This is a genomic window from Bacillus sp. FSL K6-0042 (assembly GCF_038006685.1).
Classification (GTDB): domain Bacteria; phylum Bacillota; class Bacilli; order Bacillales; family Bacillaceae_G; genus Bacillus_A; species Bacillus_A pseudomycoides.
In genome coordinates this window covers 3,254,618-3,273,042 of record NZ_JBBOVS010000001.1, presented here as the reverse complement: position 1 = coordinate 3,273,042, position 18,425 = coordinate 3,254,618, and the positions used below count along the sequence as shown (strand labels likewise).

General features: G+C 34.5%; 15 protein-coding genes and 1 pseudogene. 5 read left to right on the top strand and 11 right to left on the bottom strand.

All coding sequences use genetic code 11. The features are described from left to right. The first annotated feature begins 3 nt into the window (after positions 1 to 3). Positions 4 to 825 carry a glycosyltransferase family 2 protein gene (locus MHH45_RS16800; RefSeq protein ID WP_088094012.1) on the top strand — a complete coding sequence of 274 codons (822 nt, stop codon included), beginning with the start codon at positions 4 to 6 and terminating at the stop codon, positions 823 to 825. Between the two features lie 55 nt (positions 826 to 880). Here the strand turns inward: MHH45_RS16800 and MHH45_RS16795 are convergent, their stop codons facing one another. Both MHH45_RS16795 and MHH45_RS16790 read right to left on the bottom strand, forming a co-directional pair. Next, positions 881 to 1,816: an SDR family NAD(P)-dependent oxidoreductase gene (locus tag MHH45_RS16795; protein WP_088094013.1), complete on the bottom strand. Its 936-nt coding sequence runs from the start codon at positions 1,814 to 1,816 to the stop codon at positions 881 to 883. 54 nt (positions 1,817 to 1,870) lie between these two features. Beyond that, positions 1,871 to 2,443 (bottom strand): TetR/AcrR family transcriptional regulator, encoded by a 573-nt coding sequence (locus tag MHH45_RS16790; protein WP_088094014.1) that lies wholly within the window; start codon positions 2,441 to 2,443, stop codon positions 1,871 to 1,873. A 129-nt stretch (positions 2,444 to 2,572) separates the two neighbouring features. On the opposite strand from MHH45_RS16790, the gene MHH45_RS16785 reads away from it, so the two are divergent. Beyond that, positions 2,573 to 4,165, top strand: a complete 1,593-nt coding sequence (locus MHH45_RS16785) for an ABC-F family ATP-binding cassette domain-containing protein (protein WP_139350024.1) — start codon at positions 2,573 to 2,575, stop codon at positions 4,163 to 4,165. Positions 4,166 to 4,334: 169 nt separating this feature from the next. On the opposite strand, the gene MHH45_RS16780 is transcribed toward MHH45_RS16785, so the two are convergent. Continuing rightward, positions 4,335 to 5,810 carry a glycosyltransferase family 39 protein gene (locus tag MHH45_RS16780; protein WP_016112782.1) on the bottom strand — a complete coding sequence of 492 codons (1,476 nt, stop codon included), beginning with the start codon at positions 5,808 to 5,810 and terminating at the stop codon, positions 4,335 to 4,337. A gap of 578 nt (positions 5,811 to 6,388) precedes the next feature. On the opposite strand from MHH45_RS16780, the gene MHH45_RS16775 reads away from it, so the two are divergent. Beyond that, on the top strand, positions 6,389 to 6,769 hold the full coding sequence (locus tag MHH45_RS16775) for a GtrA family protein (RefSeq protein ID WP_016112783.1): 381 nt from the start codon (positions 6,389 to 6,391) through the stop codon (positions 6,767 to 6,769). A gap of 43 nt (positions 6,770 to 6,812) precedes the next feature. After that, positions 6,813 to 7,790 carry a glycosyltransferase family 2 protein gene (locus tag MHH45_RS16770; RefSeq protein WP_016112784.1) on the top strand — a complete coding sequence of 326 codons (978 nt, stop codon included), beginning with the start codon at positions 6,813 to 6,815 and terminating at the stop codon, positions 7,788 to 7,790. A 246-nt stretch (positions 7,791 to 8,036) separates the two neighbouring features. On the opposite strand, the gene MHH45_RS16765 is transcribed toward MHH45_RS16770, so the two are convergent. Further along, positions 8,037 to 8,912, bottom strand: coding sequence for a TetR/AcrR family transcriptional regulator (locus MHH45_RS16765; RefSeq protein WP_088094015.1), 876 nt, complete (start codon positions 8,910 to 8,912; stop codon positions 8,037 to 8,039). Positions 8,913 to 9,061: 149 nt separating this feature from the next. Between MHH45_RS16765 and MHH45_RS16760 the strand changes: the two genes are divergently transcribed. Next, positions 9,062 to 12,190: an efflux RND transporter permease subunit gene (locus tag MHH45_RS16760; RefSeq protein WP_088094016.1), complete on the top strand. Its 3,129-nt coding sequence runs from the start codon at positions 9,062 to 9,064 to the stop codon at positions 12,188 to 12,190. 25 nt (positions 12,191 to 12,215) lie between these two features. Here MHH45_RS16760 and msrB read toward each other — a convergent pair whose 3' ends face one another. The 7 genes and pseudogenes from msrB to MHH45_RS16730 all read right to left on the bottom strand — a co-directional run bounded on the left by msrB (position 12,216) and on the right by MHH45_RS16730 (position 18,418). Further along, positions 12,216 to 12,641 (bottom strand): peptide-methionine (R)-S-oxide reductase MsrB, encoded by a 426-nt coding sequence (gene msrB, locus MHH45_RS28090; RefSeq protein WP_375337735.1) that lies wholly within the window; start codon positions 12,639 to 12,641, stop codon positions 12,216 to 12,218. 72 nt (positions 12,642 to 12,713) lie between these two features. Next, a pseudogene (msrA, locus tag MHH45_RS28085) lies at positions 12,714 to 13,181 on the bottom strand (peptide-methionine (S)-S-oxide reductase MsrA); the annotation flags it as partial. A gap of 99 nt (positions 13,182 to 13,280) precedes the next feature. After that, positions 13,281 to 14,315 carry an AI-2E family transporter gene (locus tag MHH45_RS16750; RefSeq protein ID WP_016112788.1) on the bottom strand — a complete coding sequence of 345 codons (1,035 nt, stop codon included), beginning with the start codon at positions 14,313 to 14,315 and terminating at the stop codon, positions 13,281 to 13,283. Positions 14,316 to 14,650: 335 nt separating this feature from the next. Continuing rightward, entirely contained in the window at positions 14,651 to 15,343 is a 693-nt protein-coding gene (gene lrgB / locus MHH45_RS16745) for an antiholin-like protein LrgB (protein ID WP_088094018.1), read from the bottom strand. Between the two features lie 35 nt (positions 15,344 to 15,378). Further along, complete coding sequence (lrgA, locus tag MHH45_RS16740; RefSeq protein ID WP_016112789.1) at positions 15,379 to 15,810, bottom strand: antiholin-like murein hydrolase modulator LrgA; 432 nt, start codon at positions 15,808 to 15,810, stop codon at positions 15,379 to 15,381. Between the two features lie 132 nt (positions 15,811 to 15,942). Next, complete coding sequence (locus MHH45_RS16735; protein ID WP_088094019.1) at positions 15,943 to 16,668, bottom strand: LytR/AlgR family response regulator transcription factor; 726 nt, start codon at positions 16,666 to 16,668, stop codon at positions 15,943 to 15,945. Then, positions 16,646 to 18,418, bottom strand: coding sequence for a sensor histidine kinase (locus MHH45_RS16730; RefSeq protein ID WP_088094020.1), 1,773 nt, complete (start codon positions 18,416 to 18,418; stop codon positions 16,646 to 16,648). Before MHH45_RS16730 ends, MHH45_RS16735 begins: the two co-directional genes overlap by 23 nt. Positions 18,419 to 18,425 lie beyond the last annotated feature (7 nt).

The window sequence follows — 18,425 nt, the reverse complement described above, 5'->3', positions numbered from 1 at the left end:
CAATTGAAATTTTCTTTAATCATGGCCACTTGCGGCAGACGTGATGACATTCTTGATTTACTAAACTCATTAGAAAAACAAACTTATAAAAACTTTGAGCTCATTGTAGTTGACCAAAACGATACACCAATTTCTGATCTCTTTGAAGATTATAAAAAAAAATTTTCCATCAACTATATTTATACGCCTATTAAAGGATTATCCCGTGCCCGTAATGCAGGATTAAAAGTAGCTGATGGTGATATTATCGCATTTCCGGATGATGACTGTATTTATGAAACAAACGTGTTGGAAAGCACCCTAGAAACATTTAATAAGGATAAGGATATTCAATTTATATCAACAAATACTACAAATGTTGAAGGAACAGGCTCATTAGTACATGCACCAGAAACAGATATTATTTTAAATGATAAATATGGATTCATGGGACCGTCTTTCACACTATTCTTTACGAAACAATTTGTGCAAGATGTTGGTACATTTGATGAAGACTTAGGTGTTGGATCAGGAACAATTTACGGAGCTGGTGAAGAAACTGACTTCGTACTACGCGGTATGAAAAATGGATATACAGGACTATTTAAAAAAGACCTATTCGTATACCATCCAGTAAAAGAGGAAGTCATTAATGAGCAATCATTAAAAAGAGCCATTTCCTATGCCGGTGGTTTCGGAAGAGTAATTCGTTTACATTATGGCTTCCCATACTTTTTACGTGCGGTTGCAGCCGCTACATTCCGTATGACGCAAAATATTTCGAATGATAAACGCAAATTCCATGCAAATCGTTTAAAAGGAATCGTTCGAGGTTATTTTAAATAGAAGAAAAAAGAAGAGCAATCGTTCAATATTAGAACAGTTTGCTCTTCTTTTTTATCTAATTTCTCCCCTCCAAAAACAAAATAGTCTCCTTTAGTCCCTCACGGTAAGATGTCTTTGGCACTTTACCAATACAACTCTCATACTTTTCTCCACTCAATACAACCGGTTCTTCTGTCAAATACAACATTTCTACAAACTCTTTCATTTGTTTATCAAATAAGCCAAGCATTCCAATCATACGTTTTTTCACAGTCATTATAGGCTTCTTATATCCGGTTAATTCTCTTATATGCCCGATCATCTCTTCCCCTGTAATTACACCCACTCCTGGTATGTTCCAGTTTTGCCCGTATGCACTATCACGTAATGCTAATTCAACAATCGCCTTAGCTCCATCCGGCGTAAAAATATATTCCCTAGCAAGCTTCTTATCCCCGACAAAGCTAGATGTTTTATTTGCAAGAACACCTTGTAACGTATGATGAACAAGCGTACTTTCTGCATTTGGCCCATAAAAATCTGGGAAATGAGCAGTAAGTACCGGTACACCAGCCTGTTTCGCCATCAATTCAAGCTGCAAACGAATTTTCCCCTTCTTTGTATGTGGATTCTTTACAACCTCTTCCGTTACCTTCCCTCGTCCTTGTCTTCCATACGCATAAATATTATCTACCATCGCTAATTTAGCACCGTGATGTTTCGTCGCTTCTAATATATTTTTTAGTAACTCTGGCTGTTTTATCTCCCAATCCGTATACGGAATATTTACAGCATGAAAGATCACATCTACATCTTTAGCAGCTTCCATTATATCTGCTTTCTTAAATACATTTCCCGCTATTATTTGTATTCTTTCCTCATCGTAAAACAGCTTTTCTAGCTTTTCCTTATTTCTCGCAAAAGCAATTACATCAATCCCTCTCCCGCACAATTCCTTTGTAATTGCATATCCCATTGCTCCAGATGCTCCCAATACTAACGCCTTTTTCATCTTAATCCCCCTTTTAATTAACCGCTGTTCAATTAATTGTAAAAAGAAAATCACTTACATAAGAAGCGATTTCGCAATAAAATTCACATGTGCAGCAGCTAAATCTTGCACATCTTCAAACGTTTGATTACTTCTACAATAATGTGCAACAAATCCATGTAATGATAAGAAAACAGACCATATTGTCATTACATTTATATTCCCTTTACATAAGGAAGATATAACAGAAGCAAACTTTTCATAACTAACATTTGGTCCATCTGCTAAACATTCTTTTAATTCATTATCTTTAATTAAGAACATGATTTCATAATGACTTTGATTTCGTAAACCGAATTCAATAAATCCGAATAAAACTGCTTTTAATTGCTCTTTCTGCCCTAAATTTTGAGCAGTGACTTCATCTAACTTTTGATTTAATAACTGAAAATCCTGCTCTACCATCGCATAAAACAGTTCTGCTTTATTTTTAAAATGATAATAAATTGAACCATGACTATATCCTAATTCTGATGCAATTTTACGCATTGAAGTATGTTGATAACCCTGTTTTATAAATAAATCCCTCGCTGCATTCATAATCATTTCTCTCGTTAATTCTTGTTTAACTGCTCTTCTTGGCGACATTTCTCATACCTCACAATTTAATTAACCACCGTTCAATTACAGTATATTCCTTTTATAAAAATAAGCAACCCTATTTTTGAAAAAATATACATTTTGAAAGGATAGCATTATATCCAAGAATTTAGTATCATGATTCAAGATACTATTTTGAAATGGACGGAGGACATTATGAGCTTATTAACAGTTGAAAATTTAGGTCATACATTTGGTGATCGTACACTATTTAAAGACGTATCAATGCGTTTATTAGCAGGAGAACATGTTGGTTTAGTTGGTGCAAACGGCGTTGGTAAATCAACATTTATGAATATTATTACTGGACAACTTATCCATGATGAAGGACGCGTAGAATGGACACCTGGTACACATTACGGATATTTAGACCAACATACAATATTAACACCGGGCAGAACGATTCGTGACGTATTAACAGATGCGTTCTTACCTTTATTTGAGAAAGAAAAAGAACTCAATATCGTTACTGAGAAAATGGGAACAGCTACGCCGGAAGAATTAGAAGAACTTCTTGATCAAATGGCAGAGATTCAAGATGCGCTTGAAGCAGGTGGTTTCTATTTATTAGATATTAAAATCGAAGAAGCTGCACGTGGTCTTGGAATTGATGCAATTGGATTAGACCGTGATGTTTCTGCATTAAGTGGTGGGCAGCGTACAAAAGTATTACTTGCAAAGCTATTACTTGAACAACCAGAGGTACTATTACTTGATGAGCCGACCAACTATTTAGATGTTGAACATATTCAATGGTTAACAAATTACCTAAAAGAATATCCACATGCGTTCCTTTTAATTTCCCATGATACGGAATTTATGAACAAATGTGTTGATGTTATTTTCCATCTAGAATTCTCAAAAATGACGCGTTACACAGCGACATATGAAAAATTCCTAGAGCTAGCTGAAATCAATAAAAATCAACATTTAAACGCTTATCAAAAGCAGCAAGAATTCATTAAAAAACAAGAAGATTTTATCGCAAAAAACAAAGCTCGTTATTCTACGACAGGCCGTGCGAAGAGCCGTCAAAAACAACTAGATCGCATGGAGCGTATTGATCGCCCAGAAACAGCAATTAAACCGGAATTCTCTTTCAAAGAATGTCGCGCAAGCAGTCGCTTTGTCTTTGAAGGTGAAGATGTAGAAATTGGATACACACATGCATTATTACCAAAATTAACGATGACAATTGAGCGTGGAGAAAAAATCGCGATTGTTGGATGTAATGGTGTTGGTAAATCAACATTATTAAAAACAATCCTGGGTAAAATTAAACCATTAAGCGGGAAAACAAGCCTTGGTGACTTCTTAGAACCTGCATACTTCGAACAAGAGGTAAAAGCTGAGAATTTAACACCTATCGATGATGTATGGAATACATTCCCAAGTCTAGATCAGCATCAAGTTCGGGCAATGTTAGCACGATGTGGTTTAAAAAACGAGCATATCTCTCGTCCATTAAGCCAATTAAGCGGTGGAGAGCAAGCGAAAGTCCGTCTATGTAAATTAATGGGTGAAGAAAGCAACTGGATCCTGTTTGATGAACCAACAAATCACCTTGATGTTTCAGCTAAAGAAGAATTAAAAAAAGCTTTAAAAGCATATAAAGGAACAATCCTTCTTGTATGTCACGAACCAGATTTCTATGAGGATTGGATAACGAAAGTTTGGAATGTAGAAGAATGGGCTGGGCAAAACGCTTAATTATCTATAATAAAAATCCTTCCGTTAATGCGAGATAAAAAACAAGCAGCTGTTCTAAACAGCTGCTTGTTTTCTTAGCTTATTCTTCCATACTAAACATATAAGTACTACCAAAAGAACAACTATATAGCTTTTTTATTAATAATACTTCTAAGGATATGATATCTTTCTATCTTATTTTATAATTCATCCTGTTAATAGGATCGATATCATTTTTCTTATTATAAATTTGACTAATACCATAAGCAGCTAAAATAACCATAGGCATTGTAGCAGAATAATGATATCTTGGCGCTACTTCTACCAACATTTGTGCTAATGTTAACCCTATCGTGTAAAGACAAATAATGAAAACTGAAGATTTATTTCTATTTTTAAATGCTTTCAAAACACCTATCAATGAGGTTGCAATTAAAAAATAATAAAAAACATTAGACATTACAGCGTATCGTACATTATGATCTATTACTGATTGTGCATATCCAACAGCTTGACTATCTTCACCTAAAAAAATGATAAACTTATCAAAAAATAGCTTTGGAAAATCTATACTACCACTTTGTATTCTCTTCTTTGCTTCTTCTAACATTTGTTTTTGAACCTCATTCGCAGTCCATCCTGGTCTATCATTGTAATGTAAAAGCAATTCAGAGTCTGCCGCATTCCATGTTCCTGAACTTTCCGTGTTAAATCCTACATAAAAATTGTATCCAGGTGTTGATGCTATCTCTTCTCCCAAACGCAATGTTATATAATGATTTGCTGCTGAAGAAAAAACAAAATATCCCAATATGATAACGCCTATATATGTCACCTTATTTAAAAATATTTTTTTATTACCCATATGCCCTGTATCTATTATAAAAAGCCATATAGCTAAAGCTATGATAGGCACCGCTGCAATTGGACGTACCATATTCATTAACGTAAGTAATGCAGCTAATAAAACTGAATAAAGGAGCAATTTTTTAACACCCATATTGGGGAGCTTCTCATAAACAATAATCATGATCGCCCAAATTAACAGCAGTATTGTACAATACAGCGGTTCAGAAATTGCAAACATATTATAAATAGTTTGTGAAGGCAAAAGAATCCATAAAATACTTGCAGTTATTGCTGTTTTAACACCGCCAATTTTTCTACATATAAAATATATTAATCCCATTGATATCGTCGACAATACTACATTAACAATAGGTGGAATCATATAACTTACTCCAAATATTTTAAAGAAAATACTTAAGAATGATGCATATCCAAAAATATGTGGAAAAAGCGCTACATACCTGCTACTAATAACAAAATTTTTGCTGAGTGATTCTGCAGTATAATAAAAAGTTGCATAATCTACGAGTGGCTCAATTTTATATAAGAAAATCCAAGTTAATTTAACTGCCAAACAAGCAATTAATAATACCAAAAAACATTTTGTTTCGTTTAATTTTTCAAGATACATTGAACCTTTTCTAAGTATAAAAGTCCCAATCAAACACAAGAATAAAAAACTAACTACCAATAATACATAATTGTGTTTTTGCGTATCAGAGAAGTAATTAATAATTAATACTGAAGCAAAAAACCCGTAAATAATGTATACGGTTCGTGCCGAAAAAGTTGATAACCCTTTTAAAAATGCGTTCAACAATTTCACTCCTTTTAAATTATATTTATACAAGAATATTACAAGAGCATCTTTATATTGTTCACAAAAACATTCCTAAATACTGGTCTACATTACTTTATAAAACACGGAATAACCCAAAAATTCCCGAGTATTATTTTCCTCATTAAAACAACTCTCATATATCCCAATCATTGGATTCCACTACAAATTACTATACATTAATAACACTGGGATTGCCATATTCGATTTGGTACCAACGATTAGACTAATCAAAGTTATATGAAAGGAAATTTTTATTCCCTTATATCAAAATTGTAAACAATAAGAATTATATTTCTAGGAGAAATTCCCCATTCTCCCCTTCATCTCGCCTAACTTTTTTCCTTCAAGAAATTTTGCAATTAAAACATTATCATTTCTAAATATTGGGATTAAAATAAAAAATGCTATTCGTAGTAAAAAAATTAATCTACCCAAAATATGTAACATGTTACTAACAACTATGCTATAATTGTTAGTTGTTAGTTGTTATGTACGAATAACATTCCAGTACAATCTATTTTATTTATATATTTTATAAAGATGAGGATACTATTATGGAGAAATTCTTAAAGTTCGGTTTAGTAGGAATCTTTAATACACTGATTACAATTATTAGCTATATAATCTTAGTTAAATTTGGAATGAATTACCTTATTGCAAATATTATTTCTTATTTAATTGGCGTTGCAAATAGCTATTATTGGAATAAAAATTGGGTGTTTCGATCTAACGGTAAAAATCTATCAATTTTTTTAAAATTTCTGATTGTAAATCTAATCGTATTAGCTTTTAATACATTTAGCTTGTTTATATTGGTAGACAAACTTTTATATAATGAATTTATTGCACAAATTTTTGCGATCGGTATTGGTATGATGATAAACTTTTTCCTTAATAAAATTTGGACGTTTAATCAAAGCGAAAACTCCTACTAATTAGAATCTATTAAAATTTATTGAAACTATGGAGGACAGAAACATGGACAAACTCGTTTCAATTGTAGTTCCTATGTATTTCGAAGAAGAAGTAGCACAGGAATGCTATAATCGTTTAAAATCTGTCATGATTCAAAATAATATCAATTATGAATTTGTATTTGTAAATGATGGAAGTACAGATCGAACAATGGAAATTTTAAAAGAAATTGCTGCAAACGATTATCGTGCTAAAGTCGTTAATTTCGCACGTAATTTCGGTCACCAAACAGCTGTAACAGCAGGTATTGATTGCGCAAGTGGAGATGCTATCGTAATTATAGATGCAGACTTACAAGATCCGCCAGAAGTCATTCCTGAACTTATAGCAAAATGGCAAGAAGGCTATGAAGTTGTTTATGCAAAAAGAAAGCAACGTAAGGGTGAAACTTGGTTTAAACTTTTAACAGCTAAATATTTTTATCGCTTCTTAAACTATATGTCTGATATCGATATTCCAAAGGATACAGGTGATTTTCGAATTATCGATCGGAAAGTAGCCGATGTTTTCAAACAAATGACAGAGCGAAATCGTTTCATTCGCGGGATGATGTCTTGGGTTGGATTTAGCCAAACATATGTTGAATATGAAAGAGATGAACGTTTTGCTGGTGAAACAAAATACCCACTAAAGAAAATGATTAAATTTGCATCAGATGGTATTATTGCATTCTCCACAAAGCCGTTAAGAATCGTCATGACTTTAGGTATAATGTCTGTTTTCATCTCCATTGCAGTTCTACTATACTCTGTTATTGTAAAATTAATCGGAAAAGATATCCAAACAGGTTGGGCATCTATTATGGTTGCCATTACCTTCTTCAGTGGAATTCAATTACTTGGCCTTGGAATCGTTGGTCAATATATTGCTCGTATTTATGATGAAAGTAAAAACCGTCCAATTTATATTGTGAAAGAAACAATAAATGTCGATCAGAAAGATACTTCTGAGCCTAAAAGAGAAACAGTAAGTTCATTATAAATAGAAACAAAAAGGTATCGTTGTAAAATATAACGATACCTTTTTTATCTCGCTATTCGTGGACAGTAATACTTCCACGTCAAAATTCAGTAAAAGCAAAGAAGTTAGGCGGGAGATAAACTGCCCGTAAAAGCCCAATTGGTGAAGGCTAATAATCAGTGGGGATGAAGCCCTCACTGACTAAAGTTTTACTTTATATAAAAAAACGACTTTTTCTCATATCAACTCTTTACGATAACCACAAACTTAAAACCCTTTTATATTATAATACCCTTTAAGCCGTAATTTAAAATCCTTCAAATCAGGATAGGCATTTAAATTTGCTAACATTCCCTGAATAACAGGAATTCTTGGATTTAGCAACCTCATTTCAGCTTCAAGAACATCTAAAGTCACTAATAACTCATCATTTTCTAATTGATCTGCTAATGTACGTTTGAACGTAACAATTTCCTGTAAAAAGTGCTCTTTTGCCTGCTCTTTAATAAGCTCTGAACTACAAAAGAATTGTCCCAGCTTTTCTTCATGTAAAACAGGCGTATCCTTAGATTGTACAAGACCTGCTACAAGATCATCCATCCTCTTTAAAATAAATGATGAAACATGAAATAAATCTATTTCAGCTACATTTAAAATAATTAACTCTAAATAACCCCTGCATATCCCTTCTACCATAATAACAAGATCTAAAAGATATGGAGTAACCTGTCCACCATAAATTGATAATAAACTATTTCGATAAAATGCATGTGACTCGAGCTTCATTCTCATCATAAATGCTTCTACTTCTTTATTAAAAGGAATTGCATTTTCTCTCGCGTGCATAATAATGAATTCCTTATGTTTTTGTACATCGTTAAATTGACAATGTAGTTGTTTTTCAAACTTTTCACGTGGCAGCAATGATTCTCCATCAATAGCCAGCATCTTTTTATGGATTTTGTCATAATAATATCGGAGTGTTGCTAATAACAATTCATCTTTCGATTTAAAATATAGATAAAATGCTCCTTTTGATATACCGCATGCTGTTACAATCTCTTGTACCGACGTTGCGTTCACACCTTTAGTTGCAAATAACTTCATTGCCATTTCTATAATTAAACGTTCTTTTTCTTTCATATCTTCTCTCCTAATTCAATCTCGCATCATAACATTTTAACTTACTTTTATTATACCATCCCTTTTCATTGACGAGTGACCACTCAGTCAGTTATATTATGTATTAGACTGACCGCTTGGTCAATACACGTTAAAAAGGGAGCGCAAACATGAACAAAATCATTAACTTCTCGTTAAAAAATAAGTTCGCAGTTTGGCTACTAGCCATTATTGTTACCATTGCAGGAATTTACTCTGGTCTTAATATGAAACTAGAGACAATTCCTGACATTACAACCCCTGTTGTAACGGTAACAACGGTTTATCCTGGTGCTACACCAGCAGAAGTAGCTGATAAGGTATCGAAACCGATGGAAGAACAGCTGCAGAATTTAAATGGCGTGAACGTTGTCAGTTCTTCCTCTTATCAAAATGCTTCGTCTATTCAAGTAGAGTATGACTTTGATAAGAATATGGAAAAAGCTGAAACTGAAATTAAAGAAGCACTTGCAAATGTAAAATTACCAGAAGGCGTGAAAGACCCAAAAGTTTCTCGAGTAAACTTTAATGCCTTCCCTGTTATTTCATTAAACGTAGCAAGTAAAGATGAATCTTTAGCTGCCTTAACTGAAAAAGTTGAAAAAAATATCGTTCCAGGATTAAAAGGGCTTGATGGTGTTGCATCTGTTCAAATTGCTGGACAACAAGTAGATGAAGTACAACTTGTCTTCAAAAAAGATAAGATGAAAGAATTAGGTTTAAGTGAAGATACTGTTAAAAATATGATTAAAGGTTCTGACGTATCCTTACCACTTGGCCTATATACATTTAAAGATACGGAGAAATCAGTTGTTGTAGATGGTAATATTACAACACTCAAAGCTTTAAAAGAAATGAAAATTCCTGCTGTCCCTTCAGCAGCAAGTGGCCAAGGTAACGCTGGAACAGGAGCAGGTTCCCAAGCCCAAGCACCTCAGATGAATCCAGCTTTAGCTGGCGGAATCCCAACTGTTACATTAGATGAAATCGCCGATATTAAAGAAGTAGGAAAAGCCGAATCTATTTCGCGTACAAATGGAAAAGAAGCAATCGGCATTCAAATCATCAAAGCTGCTGATGCAAATACAGTTGATGTCGTAAATGCGGTCAAAGACAAAGTGAAGGACTTTGAGAAAAAATATAAAGACTTAGAAATCATCTCAACATTTGACCAAGGTGCACCGATTGAGAAATCAGTTGATACTATGCTTAGCAAAGCAATATTTGGTGCCATCTTTGCTATTGTTATTATTATGTTGTTCTTACGAAACATTCGAACAACATTGATTTCTGTTGTCTCTATACCACTTTCTTTATTAATTGCTGTTTTAGTATTAAAACAGCTGGATATTACACTTAATATGATGACGCTTGGAGCGATGACCGTTGCCATTGGGCGCGTTGTCGATGATTCGATCGTTGTTATTGAAAATATTTACCGACGCATGTCCCTATCAGACGAAAAATTAAAAGGTAGAGACTTAGTTCGTGAAGCGACAAAAGAGATGTTTGTTCCGATTATGTCTTCAACAATTGTAACAATTGCAGTCTTTTTACCTCTTGGACTTGTAAAAGGTATGATTGGTGAAATGTTCTTACCGTTCGCTTTAACAATTGTCTTTGCCTTGTTAGCTTCATTACTTGTAGCAGTTACAATTGTACCAATGTTAGCACACTCTTTATTTAAAAAGGAAAGTACAAGAGAAAAACAAGTACATCATGAAGAAAAACCAAGTAAATTAGCAAATGGCTATAGACGCCTGCTTGGATGGGCATTAAACCATAAAATCATTACATCTAGCCTTGCTGTTCTTTTATTAGTAGGTAGCCTTGCACTTTTACCAATTATCGGTGTCAGTTTCTTACCATCTGAAGAAGAGAAAATGATTATTGCAACGTATAACCCTGCACCAGGGCAAACTTTAGAAGATGTTGAAAAAATTACAACAAAAGCTGAAAAACACTTCCAAGATAAAAAAGATGTAAAAACAATTCAGTTCTCATTAGGTGGAGAAAACCCAATGAGTCCAGGTAAAACAAATCAAGCTATGTTCTTCGTTCAGTATGATAATGACACAAAGAACTTCGACAAAGAGAAAGAACAAGTTATTAAAGACTTACAAAAGATGACAGGAAAAGGTGAATGGAAAAGCCAAGACTTCGGAGCAAGTGGCGGTAGCAATGAAATCAAGCTGTACGTATACGGAGATAGCTCAGAAGACATCAAACCTGTTGTTAAAGATATTCAGGACATCATGAAAAAGAATAAAGATTTAAAAGATGTTGACTCTAGTATTGCAAAAACATACGCAGAATACACATTAGTCGCTGATCAAGAAAAATTAAGTAAGATGGGGCTAACCGCTGCCCAAATTGGAATGGGACTTTCTAATCAACATGATCGCCCTGTTCTTACTACAATCAAAAAAGACGGTAAAGATGTTAACGTATATGTAGAAGCAGAAAAACATGATTATCAAACAATTGATGATTTAACAAATCGTAAAATTACAACACCACTTGGCAACGAGGTTGCTGTTAAAAATGTTATGACTGTAAAAGAAGGTGAAACTTCCAATACAGTAACACATCGTGATGGTCGCGTTTATGCAGAAGTAAGTGCAAAATTAACATCTGATGATGTTTCTAAAGCATCTGCTGCTGTCCAGAAAGAAGTAGATAAAATGGATCTTCCTTCTGGTGCAGATGTTTCTATAGGTGGTGTTACAAAAGATATTCAAGAATCATTTAAACAACTTGGCCTAGCAATGTTAGCTGCGATTGCCATTGTATACTTCGTTCTTGTCGTTACATTCGGCGGTGCACTTGCACCACTCGCAATCTTATTCTCGCTACCATTTACAATCATCGGTGCCCTTGTTGCCTTATTGATTTCTGGTGAAACGTTAAGCGTATCGGCAATGATTGGTGCCCTTATGTTAATCGGTATCGTTGTAACAAATGCAATTGTTCTCATCGACCGTGTTATTCATAAGGAGCGCGAGGGGCTATCAACACGCGAAGCATTGTTAGAAGCTGGCGCAACACGCTTACGCCCAATTCTAATGACTGCAATCGCAACAATTGGTGCCCTTATCCCGCTTGCACTAGGATTCGAAGGAAGTGGATTAATTTCTAAAGGTCTTGGAGTAACGGTAATTGGTGGGTTAACAAGTTCAACATTACTAACACTTCTTATCGTTCCAATTGTTTATGAGGTACTCAGTAAGTTTAAAAAGAAAAAGAAAACTGTAGAATAAAGAAATAACCTCGCAATATGCGAGGTTATTTTTTATTTCCGAACAAGATTAAAAAATCTCCATAGCCTTCTTTCTCCAATTCCTCTTTCGGAATAAACCGAAGCGCTGCTGAATTAATGCAGTAACGAAGACCATTCGGACCTGGCCCATCTGGGAACACATGCCCAAGGTGAGAATCGCCTTCTTTACTTCTTACTTCCGTACGCGTCATATTGTGACTAACGTCCATTTTCTCTTTTACACTAGCGGACATCACTGGTTTTGTAAAACTCGGCCAACCGCATCCACTATCGAATTTATCTAAAGAAGTAAATAGTGGTTCACCAGAAACAATGTCTACGTAAATTCCTTCCTCTTTATGATTCCAATATTCGTTTTGGAACGGGGGCTCTGTACCATTCTCTTGTGTTACATAAAATTGCATATCTGTTAATCGCTCTTTTAAATGCACATTATCTTTCGGCCAATGCTTTTTAATAAACGTATCGCGTCCTGATCCTTGGCGATATAATTCATAGCGAAATGCATTTTTCTTATGATATCCTTGATGATACTCTTCAGCTGGATAAAATGTAGTAGCAGGGAGTATTTTTGTAGCAATTGGTTTCGAAAACCGACTGCTCTCAGCAAGTGCCATTTTTGAAGCTTCTGCTTGTTCAAGTTGTTCTTCACTATGATAAAAAATTACAGTTCCATAAGATTGTCCACGATCATGAAATTGACCTCCAATATCTGTTGGATCAATTTGCCTCCAATAAATGTCTAATAATTTTTCATATGGCATTTTATTTGCATCGAATGTAATTTGTACCGCTTCATAATGCCCTGTTGTTTCAGAACAAACTTCTTTATAAGTCGGGTTCTCTTTATACCCACCCGTATAACCTGAAACAACCTGTATAATACCTTCCATCTCTTCAAATGGTGAAACCATACACCAGAAACACCCTCCTGCAAACGTTGCAATTTCTACCTTTTCATTTATAGTCATTTATTTCACCCCAATTATTTAATTCTTCTTACAGTATGGCATAAGAAGTTAGAAGTTATAAAAGAAAAAGCACCGGCGTCCGATGCTTTTTCTTTTACTCTATTTTTCAGCAGAATCTTTTTCTATCTCATCGCTCGTCACATCTAACACATCTAATAGGAACACAAAAATTGGTATACCAATAATAAGCCCCCACACACCTAAAAAGTGTTCAGAGAAAGTTAATACCATAAATGTATAAAAAATCGGTAAATTCGTTTTTTGTGACATGAATTTTGGATTTAACACATAACTTTCAAGTGCATGAATGAAAGTAACAATAATTATAATATAGACAACATATGTAATGCCACCAATATTATAAGCAATCATGCAGAGTGGAATTAGCGAAATAATTACACCAGCTACTGGAATTAAGCCGAGTAAAAAGATCATTAACGCTAAACCAAGCAATTGTGGAAATCCTAAAATCCATAGCGCAATAACAGATAAAACGCAATTAACAATAGCAATTAAAAACTGCGCTTCAATTACTTTTCCGAAAGAACGTGCGAATTTCTTTCCGAAATATTCAATTTCATTATAAAAAATGGCAAGTCTGCTCTCTTTAAATTTCGCGGTAAAAGCGACAATACGTGCCTTCTCAAGCAAGAAGAATAAACTTAAAATAAGAGAAAGGAAAAATTGCAGCCCAAATTTCCCAACATTGGCGATGGATTTATAAAGAATGTCCACACCTTGACCAATATATTTGGAAAGCTCCATATGGTTAATGGCATTAATTGCTGCCTTTATAATTTCATTATCTGGTGGATTTTTAAAGAATACATTAAACTGGTAGATTAATTGTGAGATTTGCACCGTTAGTACTGGCAGATACTTAACTAACGTAACAGTGATTCCACCAACTAACGTCACATATAATAACGCTATAATAATTTTTCGATTAATCGGCATAAAATGATCGAGTTTTCGAGAAATAAACTTTTGGAATCGATCCATTAAATACGTAAGAATGAACGTAATTAAAATTAAATTAAACATACTTTGTAGCCCATATAATATAAGAGCCAACAAGAGCAGTACGAGTAATCTTTGGAATCCTTTGCTTTGAAACAGGCTTTTCATTTGCATAATCGACGAGTGATCTCTCCTGTCCTATAAAGTGAGACTTTAATAAGTGGGATTTTCTTTATCTCTCCCACAAATCGAGTGCTTATGGACTCTCCTACCTATCTTCTTTGCTTTCGCTAGATTTAAGATCAAGATACATTAGCTACTTTCTATTTTACAATACAATAGTCCTTTTCAGAACGTATTATCCAAAGTATTAATGAAGATTTAAGGAAAATCTCATTTATTTTTATATAAAATAGGTCTTACCACTACTGTAACACAAAAAGCAAGCTATCAGTAGAAATCTGTCCTACGAATAGCTTGCTTTTATATTTTTCACAAAACATATTCTGTTAGCCGATAAATGGCATAAACATTGGAATAACAACTACTGTTACAACCCCAACGACCGTTACTGCAATACTTGCCATCGCTGCTTCTACTTCACCCATTTCAATCCCAACCGCAACGCCAAGTGCATGTCCCGCAGTTCCTAGCGCTAATCCTTTCGCAATTGGATTTTTCACTTTAAATGTTTTTAAGAATAAAGCACCAAGTGCGTATACAATAACTGCGTTAAAGATAACTGCAAAAGATGTAATTGCTGGAATACCACCGATACTTCCAGATATTGGTAGTGCAATTGCTGTTGTTGCTGCCTGTGGTAGCATAGAGTTCATTACAGATGTATCTAAACCAATTGCTTTTGCGACAATGAACACGACAATCACCGAACAAACAGATCCAACAACGATAGCGGATAAAATTTGCCACCAATATTTTTTTAGCTTATCAACTTGTTTGTATAATGGAATTGCAAAGGCAATTGTTGCTGGCTCTAAGAAGAAACTAATCATTTTACTGCCAGTATTATATTCTTCAAATGTAAAATTTCCAACCTTTAAAAAGACAATACCAAGTACCATTGCTACAAACAGTGGTGTAAATAAGAAGAACCCTTTTGAATGTTTAAATAAGAATGTTCCGATCCCGTATGCGATTAATGAAACGACGATTCCGAAGTATGGAGTCATTGTGCTTGCCATGTTCATTACCTCCTAACCATATATGGTCTGATATATTACGCAACTTTTCCGTGTTTGCGTCCTTTATTTACAACATCTAATTGTTTTGTATCAGTTGTTTCTTTTTCATCTTTACCTAGAATAAATTGTGCAAATAACCCTGTTACTGCTAGTAAAATAATTGTTGCGACAACAATTACAGTTATGATCTGTACAAAGTATTGCCCCATTACCCCAAGAGAGTTAATAACGGAAATACCAGATGGTACGAAAAGAAATCCAATAATACCTGTTAACGCCGTTCCAAGTGATTCAACCTGCTCCAACTTAATAACCTTTAAACATAATAGACTAAACAAAATGACTAATCCGATTACTGATGAAGGCATTGGAATTGGTAAGTGCGTTGCAATAATATGAGAAACCAACATGATAGCTGAAAAAACAAATGCTTGTGATAAGAAACTGTATACTTTTTTTGTACTCATTTTGGCCACCTCTTTCGATTTGGTACCTTCATTGTATATGATGTAAATGTTTAAGTAAGCGTTTACATATCAGAACGTCAAATATACGGAATCAGTTACAAAAATAACGGGATGAAATGCAAAAGCTGCTTCTTAAATACGAAGCAGCTTTTTAAGTTCCTTTGCATATGTACGACTTACAGGTACCTTAGATCCCTCTTTCATAATTAAATTATAAGTAGAGTTAAACCAGGGCTGTATTTCCGAAATATGGTTGATATTCGCAATAAAACTACGGTGAACGCGCATAAAGCTCGTTTGCGGCAGCTTCTTTTCTAAAATAACAAGCGTATCATGGGTTACGTATGTTTCCCGAATCGTCTTTACAGTTACTTTCCCGTCCACAAGTCCCACATAAACAATATCTTCAATATTCACGAGCACAATGGATTCTTCTATTGGCAATGCAAGCTTATACATCTCCGTAGCTACATCTTGGTTTTTCTCTGTTTCAGTTTGCTTTCGCTTCTTATATTTTTTCAGTGTCTGTGCAATTCGCTCTTCATCAAACGGCTTTAAAATATAATCTAATGCATCCACCTCAAATGCTTGCAGCGCATATTGATCGTAAGCTGTTGCAAAAACAATGGACGGTGGGTTCTTCATTTTCTTTAATATATTCGCAATCTCAAATCCATTATCATCTGAAAGCTGAATATCTAAAAAGACAAGATCCGGCTTATTCCCCATTAGCTTTTCTAATGCATCTTCCACGCAATCAGCTTCTTCAATTACATCCACTTCTTTCGTACGCTGCAATAAATATTTCAATTCATCCCGTGCTAACATCTCATCGTCAACTACTAATACCTTTAACACCGCTTTCTTCCTCCCCTATGTTTTGAATCGGAATTGTAAATAAAATTTCTGTCCCTTTTTCTAATTCACTCTCGATATGAAGTGTTGTATCTTTCCCAAACAGTCCTATTAACCGTTGATTAATATTATATAGCGCCGTTCCTGTTCCTTTTTTCGATGGAACGACTGCCTTTCCTAATTGCTCTAAGCGCCCTTGTTCAATTCCCTGACCATTATCTTTCACTTTAAAATGAACCATATCTCCCTGCGCGTGTGCATAAATTTCTACCTGACAAATTGGTTGTTTTTTCGGAAAGGCATGACGAAGTGCATTTTCCACTAACAATTGCAGTACAAATGGTGGGAGTAAAATTGTTTGTAATCCTTCTTCAATATATGTTTTCACCTCATATTTATTTGGGAACCTTGCTTGTTCTAATGATAAATATGCATGTACATGATTCAGCTCTTGCTCTAATGGAATAAGTAACTGGCGTGCTCCCTGTAAATTACAACGAAAATACACGCTAAGTTGCAATAAGAGCTTTCTTGCCTTTTCTACATCTGTACGGCATAAAGCTGATACTGTATTAATCGCATTGAATAAAAAGTGCGGATTAATTTGTGCTTGTAATGCTTTTATCTCTGCATCTTGAAGTAGTTTACTTTGTAATTCTGCCTCTCCTAACTCAAGCTGTGTTGAGAAAATCTTCGCTAACCCTTCTGCTAATTCTTCTTCCACACGGCTTAATTGGTTCGGATTTTTAAAATAAAGCTTTAATGTTCCGATTGTATTGCCATGCGAAGTTAACGGAATAACGATTGCTGCCTGCAAAGGACATTCTTCATGTTGACAATTAATAATCTCTCGTGATTTCGCTTTCATTATTTTCCCTGTTTTTAATACTTCTTTTGATAATCCTGTAATTAAACTATGAGAAGGGATATGGTGATCAGATGCTAATCCAACATGCGCCAATATTTTTTCTGTATCTGTTAAAGATACCGCATCTGTCCCTGTAAAACGATGGATAATTTGTGCCACATGTTTACAAGATTCCTCCGTTAATCCCTGGCGAAAATAAGGTAATGTCTTATCAGCAATCCGAAGTACTTTATGAGTTTGCAAAGCCTTTGCATTTTCTTCTTGGCGCAAAATAGCTTGTACCATAGAAAGTAAAATAAAACTACCGAAGCTATTCACAAGAATCATCGGTATTGCGATTTTTTTTACAACGTGAAATCCATCTTTTACAATAAATAAGATCATAACCATTTCCAAAGATACAATAAAAACACTTAAAACAGCTGAGAATTCAGGTGTAATCACACGGTTATGCTTTTGAAAAATACGGCCAATATAACCGGTAATAATTCCTGCTAAAATAGATGAAATCGCACAACTAAGGGCTGTTGTTCCCCCAAGCATATAACGATGAATACCAGCAATAAATCCAACGCCAATCCCGACAATCGGTCCACCTAGTAAACCACTAATTCCAACTCCCATAATACGTGTATTGGCAATCGTACTCGATGAGGAGACCCCTTGCAGCCAATTTTCGTTCATAATTGTATTCCCTGCAATTTCAATTCCTGTGTAATTGCTTATAATTGTAAATAACGAAAAAATACAAATAAGCATGAGCTTATCTGTATATCCATCTTGTTTATGAAGAAGGCGCCTAAATGTTTTAATATGCGAAAGTAAAAAACCTAATATGACAATTAACCCAACTCGTTCAATCATCATAAGCACTAAATCTAGCATCTGTGAT

What these genes read in the sequence shown, in the direction of transcription:
- MHH45_RS16760 (WP_088094016.1), top strand. Translation starts at nt 9,062, where the DNA reads ATGAACAAAATCATTAACTTCTCGTTAAAAAATAAGTTCGCAGTTTGG.
- lrgB (WP_088094018.1), bottom strand. Translation starts at nt 15,343, where the DNA reads ATGGCAAGCACAATGACTCCATACTTCGGAATCGTCGTTTCATTAATC.
- MHH45_RS16770 (WP_016112784.1), top strand. Translation starts at nt 6,813, where the DNA reads ATGGACAAACTCGTTTCAATTGTAGTTCCTATGTATTTCGAAGAAGAA.
- MHH45_RS16775 (WP_016112783.1), top strand. Translation starts at nt 6,389, where the DNA reads ATGGAGAAATTCTTAAAGTTCGGTTTAGTAGGAATCTTTAATACACTG.
- MHH45_RS16790 (WP_088094014.1), bottom strand. Translation starts at nt 2,443, where the DNA reads ATGTCGCCAAGAAGAGCAGTTAAACAAGAATTAACGAGAGAAATGATT.
- MHH45_RS16785 (WP_139350024.1), top strand. Translation starts at nt 2,573, where the DNA reads ATGATTCAAGATACTATTTTGAAATGGACGGAGGACATTATGAGCTTA.
- MHH45_RS16795 (WP_088094013.1), bottom strand. Translation starts at nt 1,816, where the DNA reads ATGAAAAAGGCGTTAGTATTGGGAGCATCTGGAGCAATGGGATATGCA.
- lrgA (WP_016112789.1), bottom strand. Translation starts at nt 15,810, where the DNA reads ATGAGTACAAAAAAAGTATACAGTTTCTTATCACAAGCATTTGTTTTT.
- MHH45_RS16730 (WP_088094020.1), bottom strand. Translation starts at nt 18,418, where the DNA reads ATGCTAGATTTAGTGCTTATGATGATTGAACGAGTTGGGTTAATTGTC.
- MHH45_RS16750 (WP_016112788.1), bottom strand. Translation starts at nt 14,315, where the DNA reads ATGCAAATGAAAAGCCTGTTTCAAAGCAAAGGATTCCAAAGATTACTC.
- MHH45_RS16765 (WP_088094015.1), bottom strand. Translation starts at nt 8,912, where the DNA reads ATGAAAGAAAAAGAACGTTTAATTATAGAAATGGCAATGAAGTTATTT.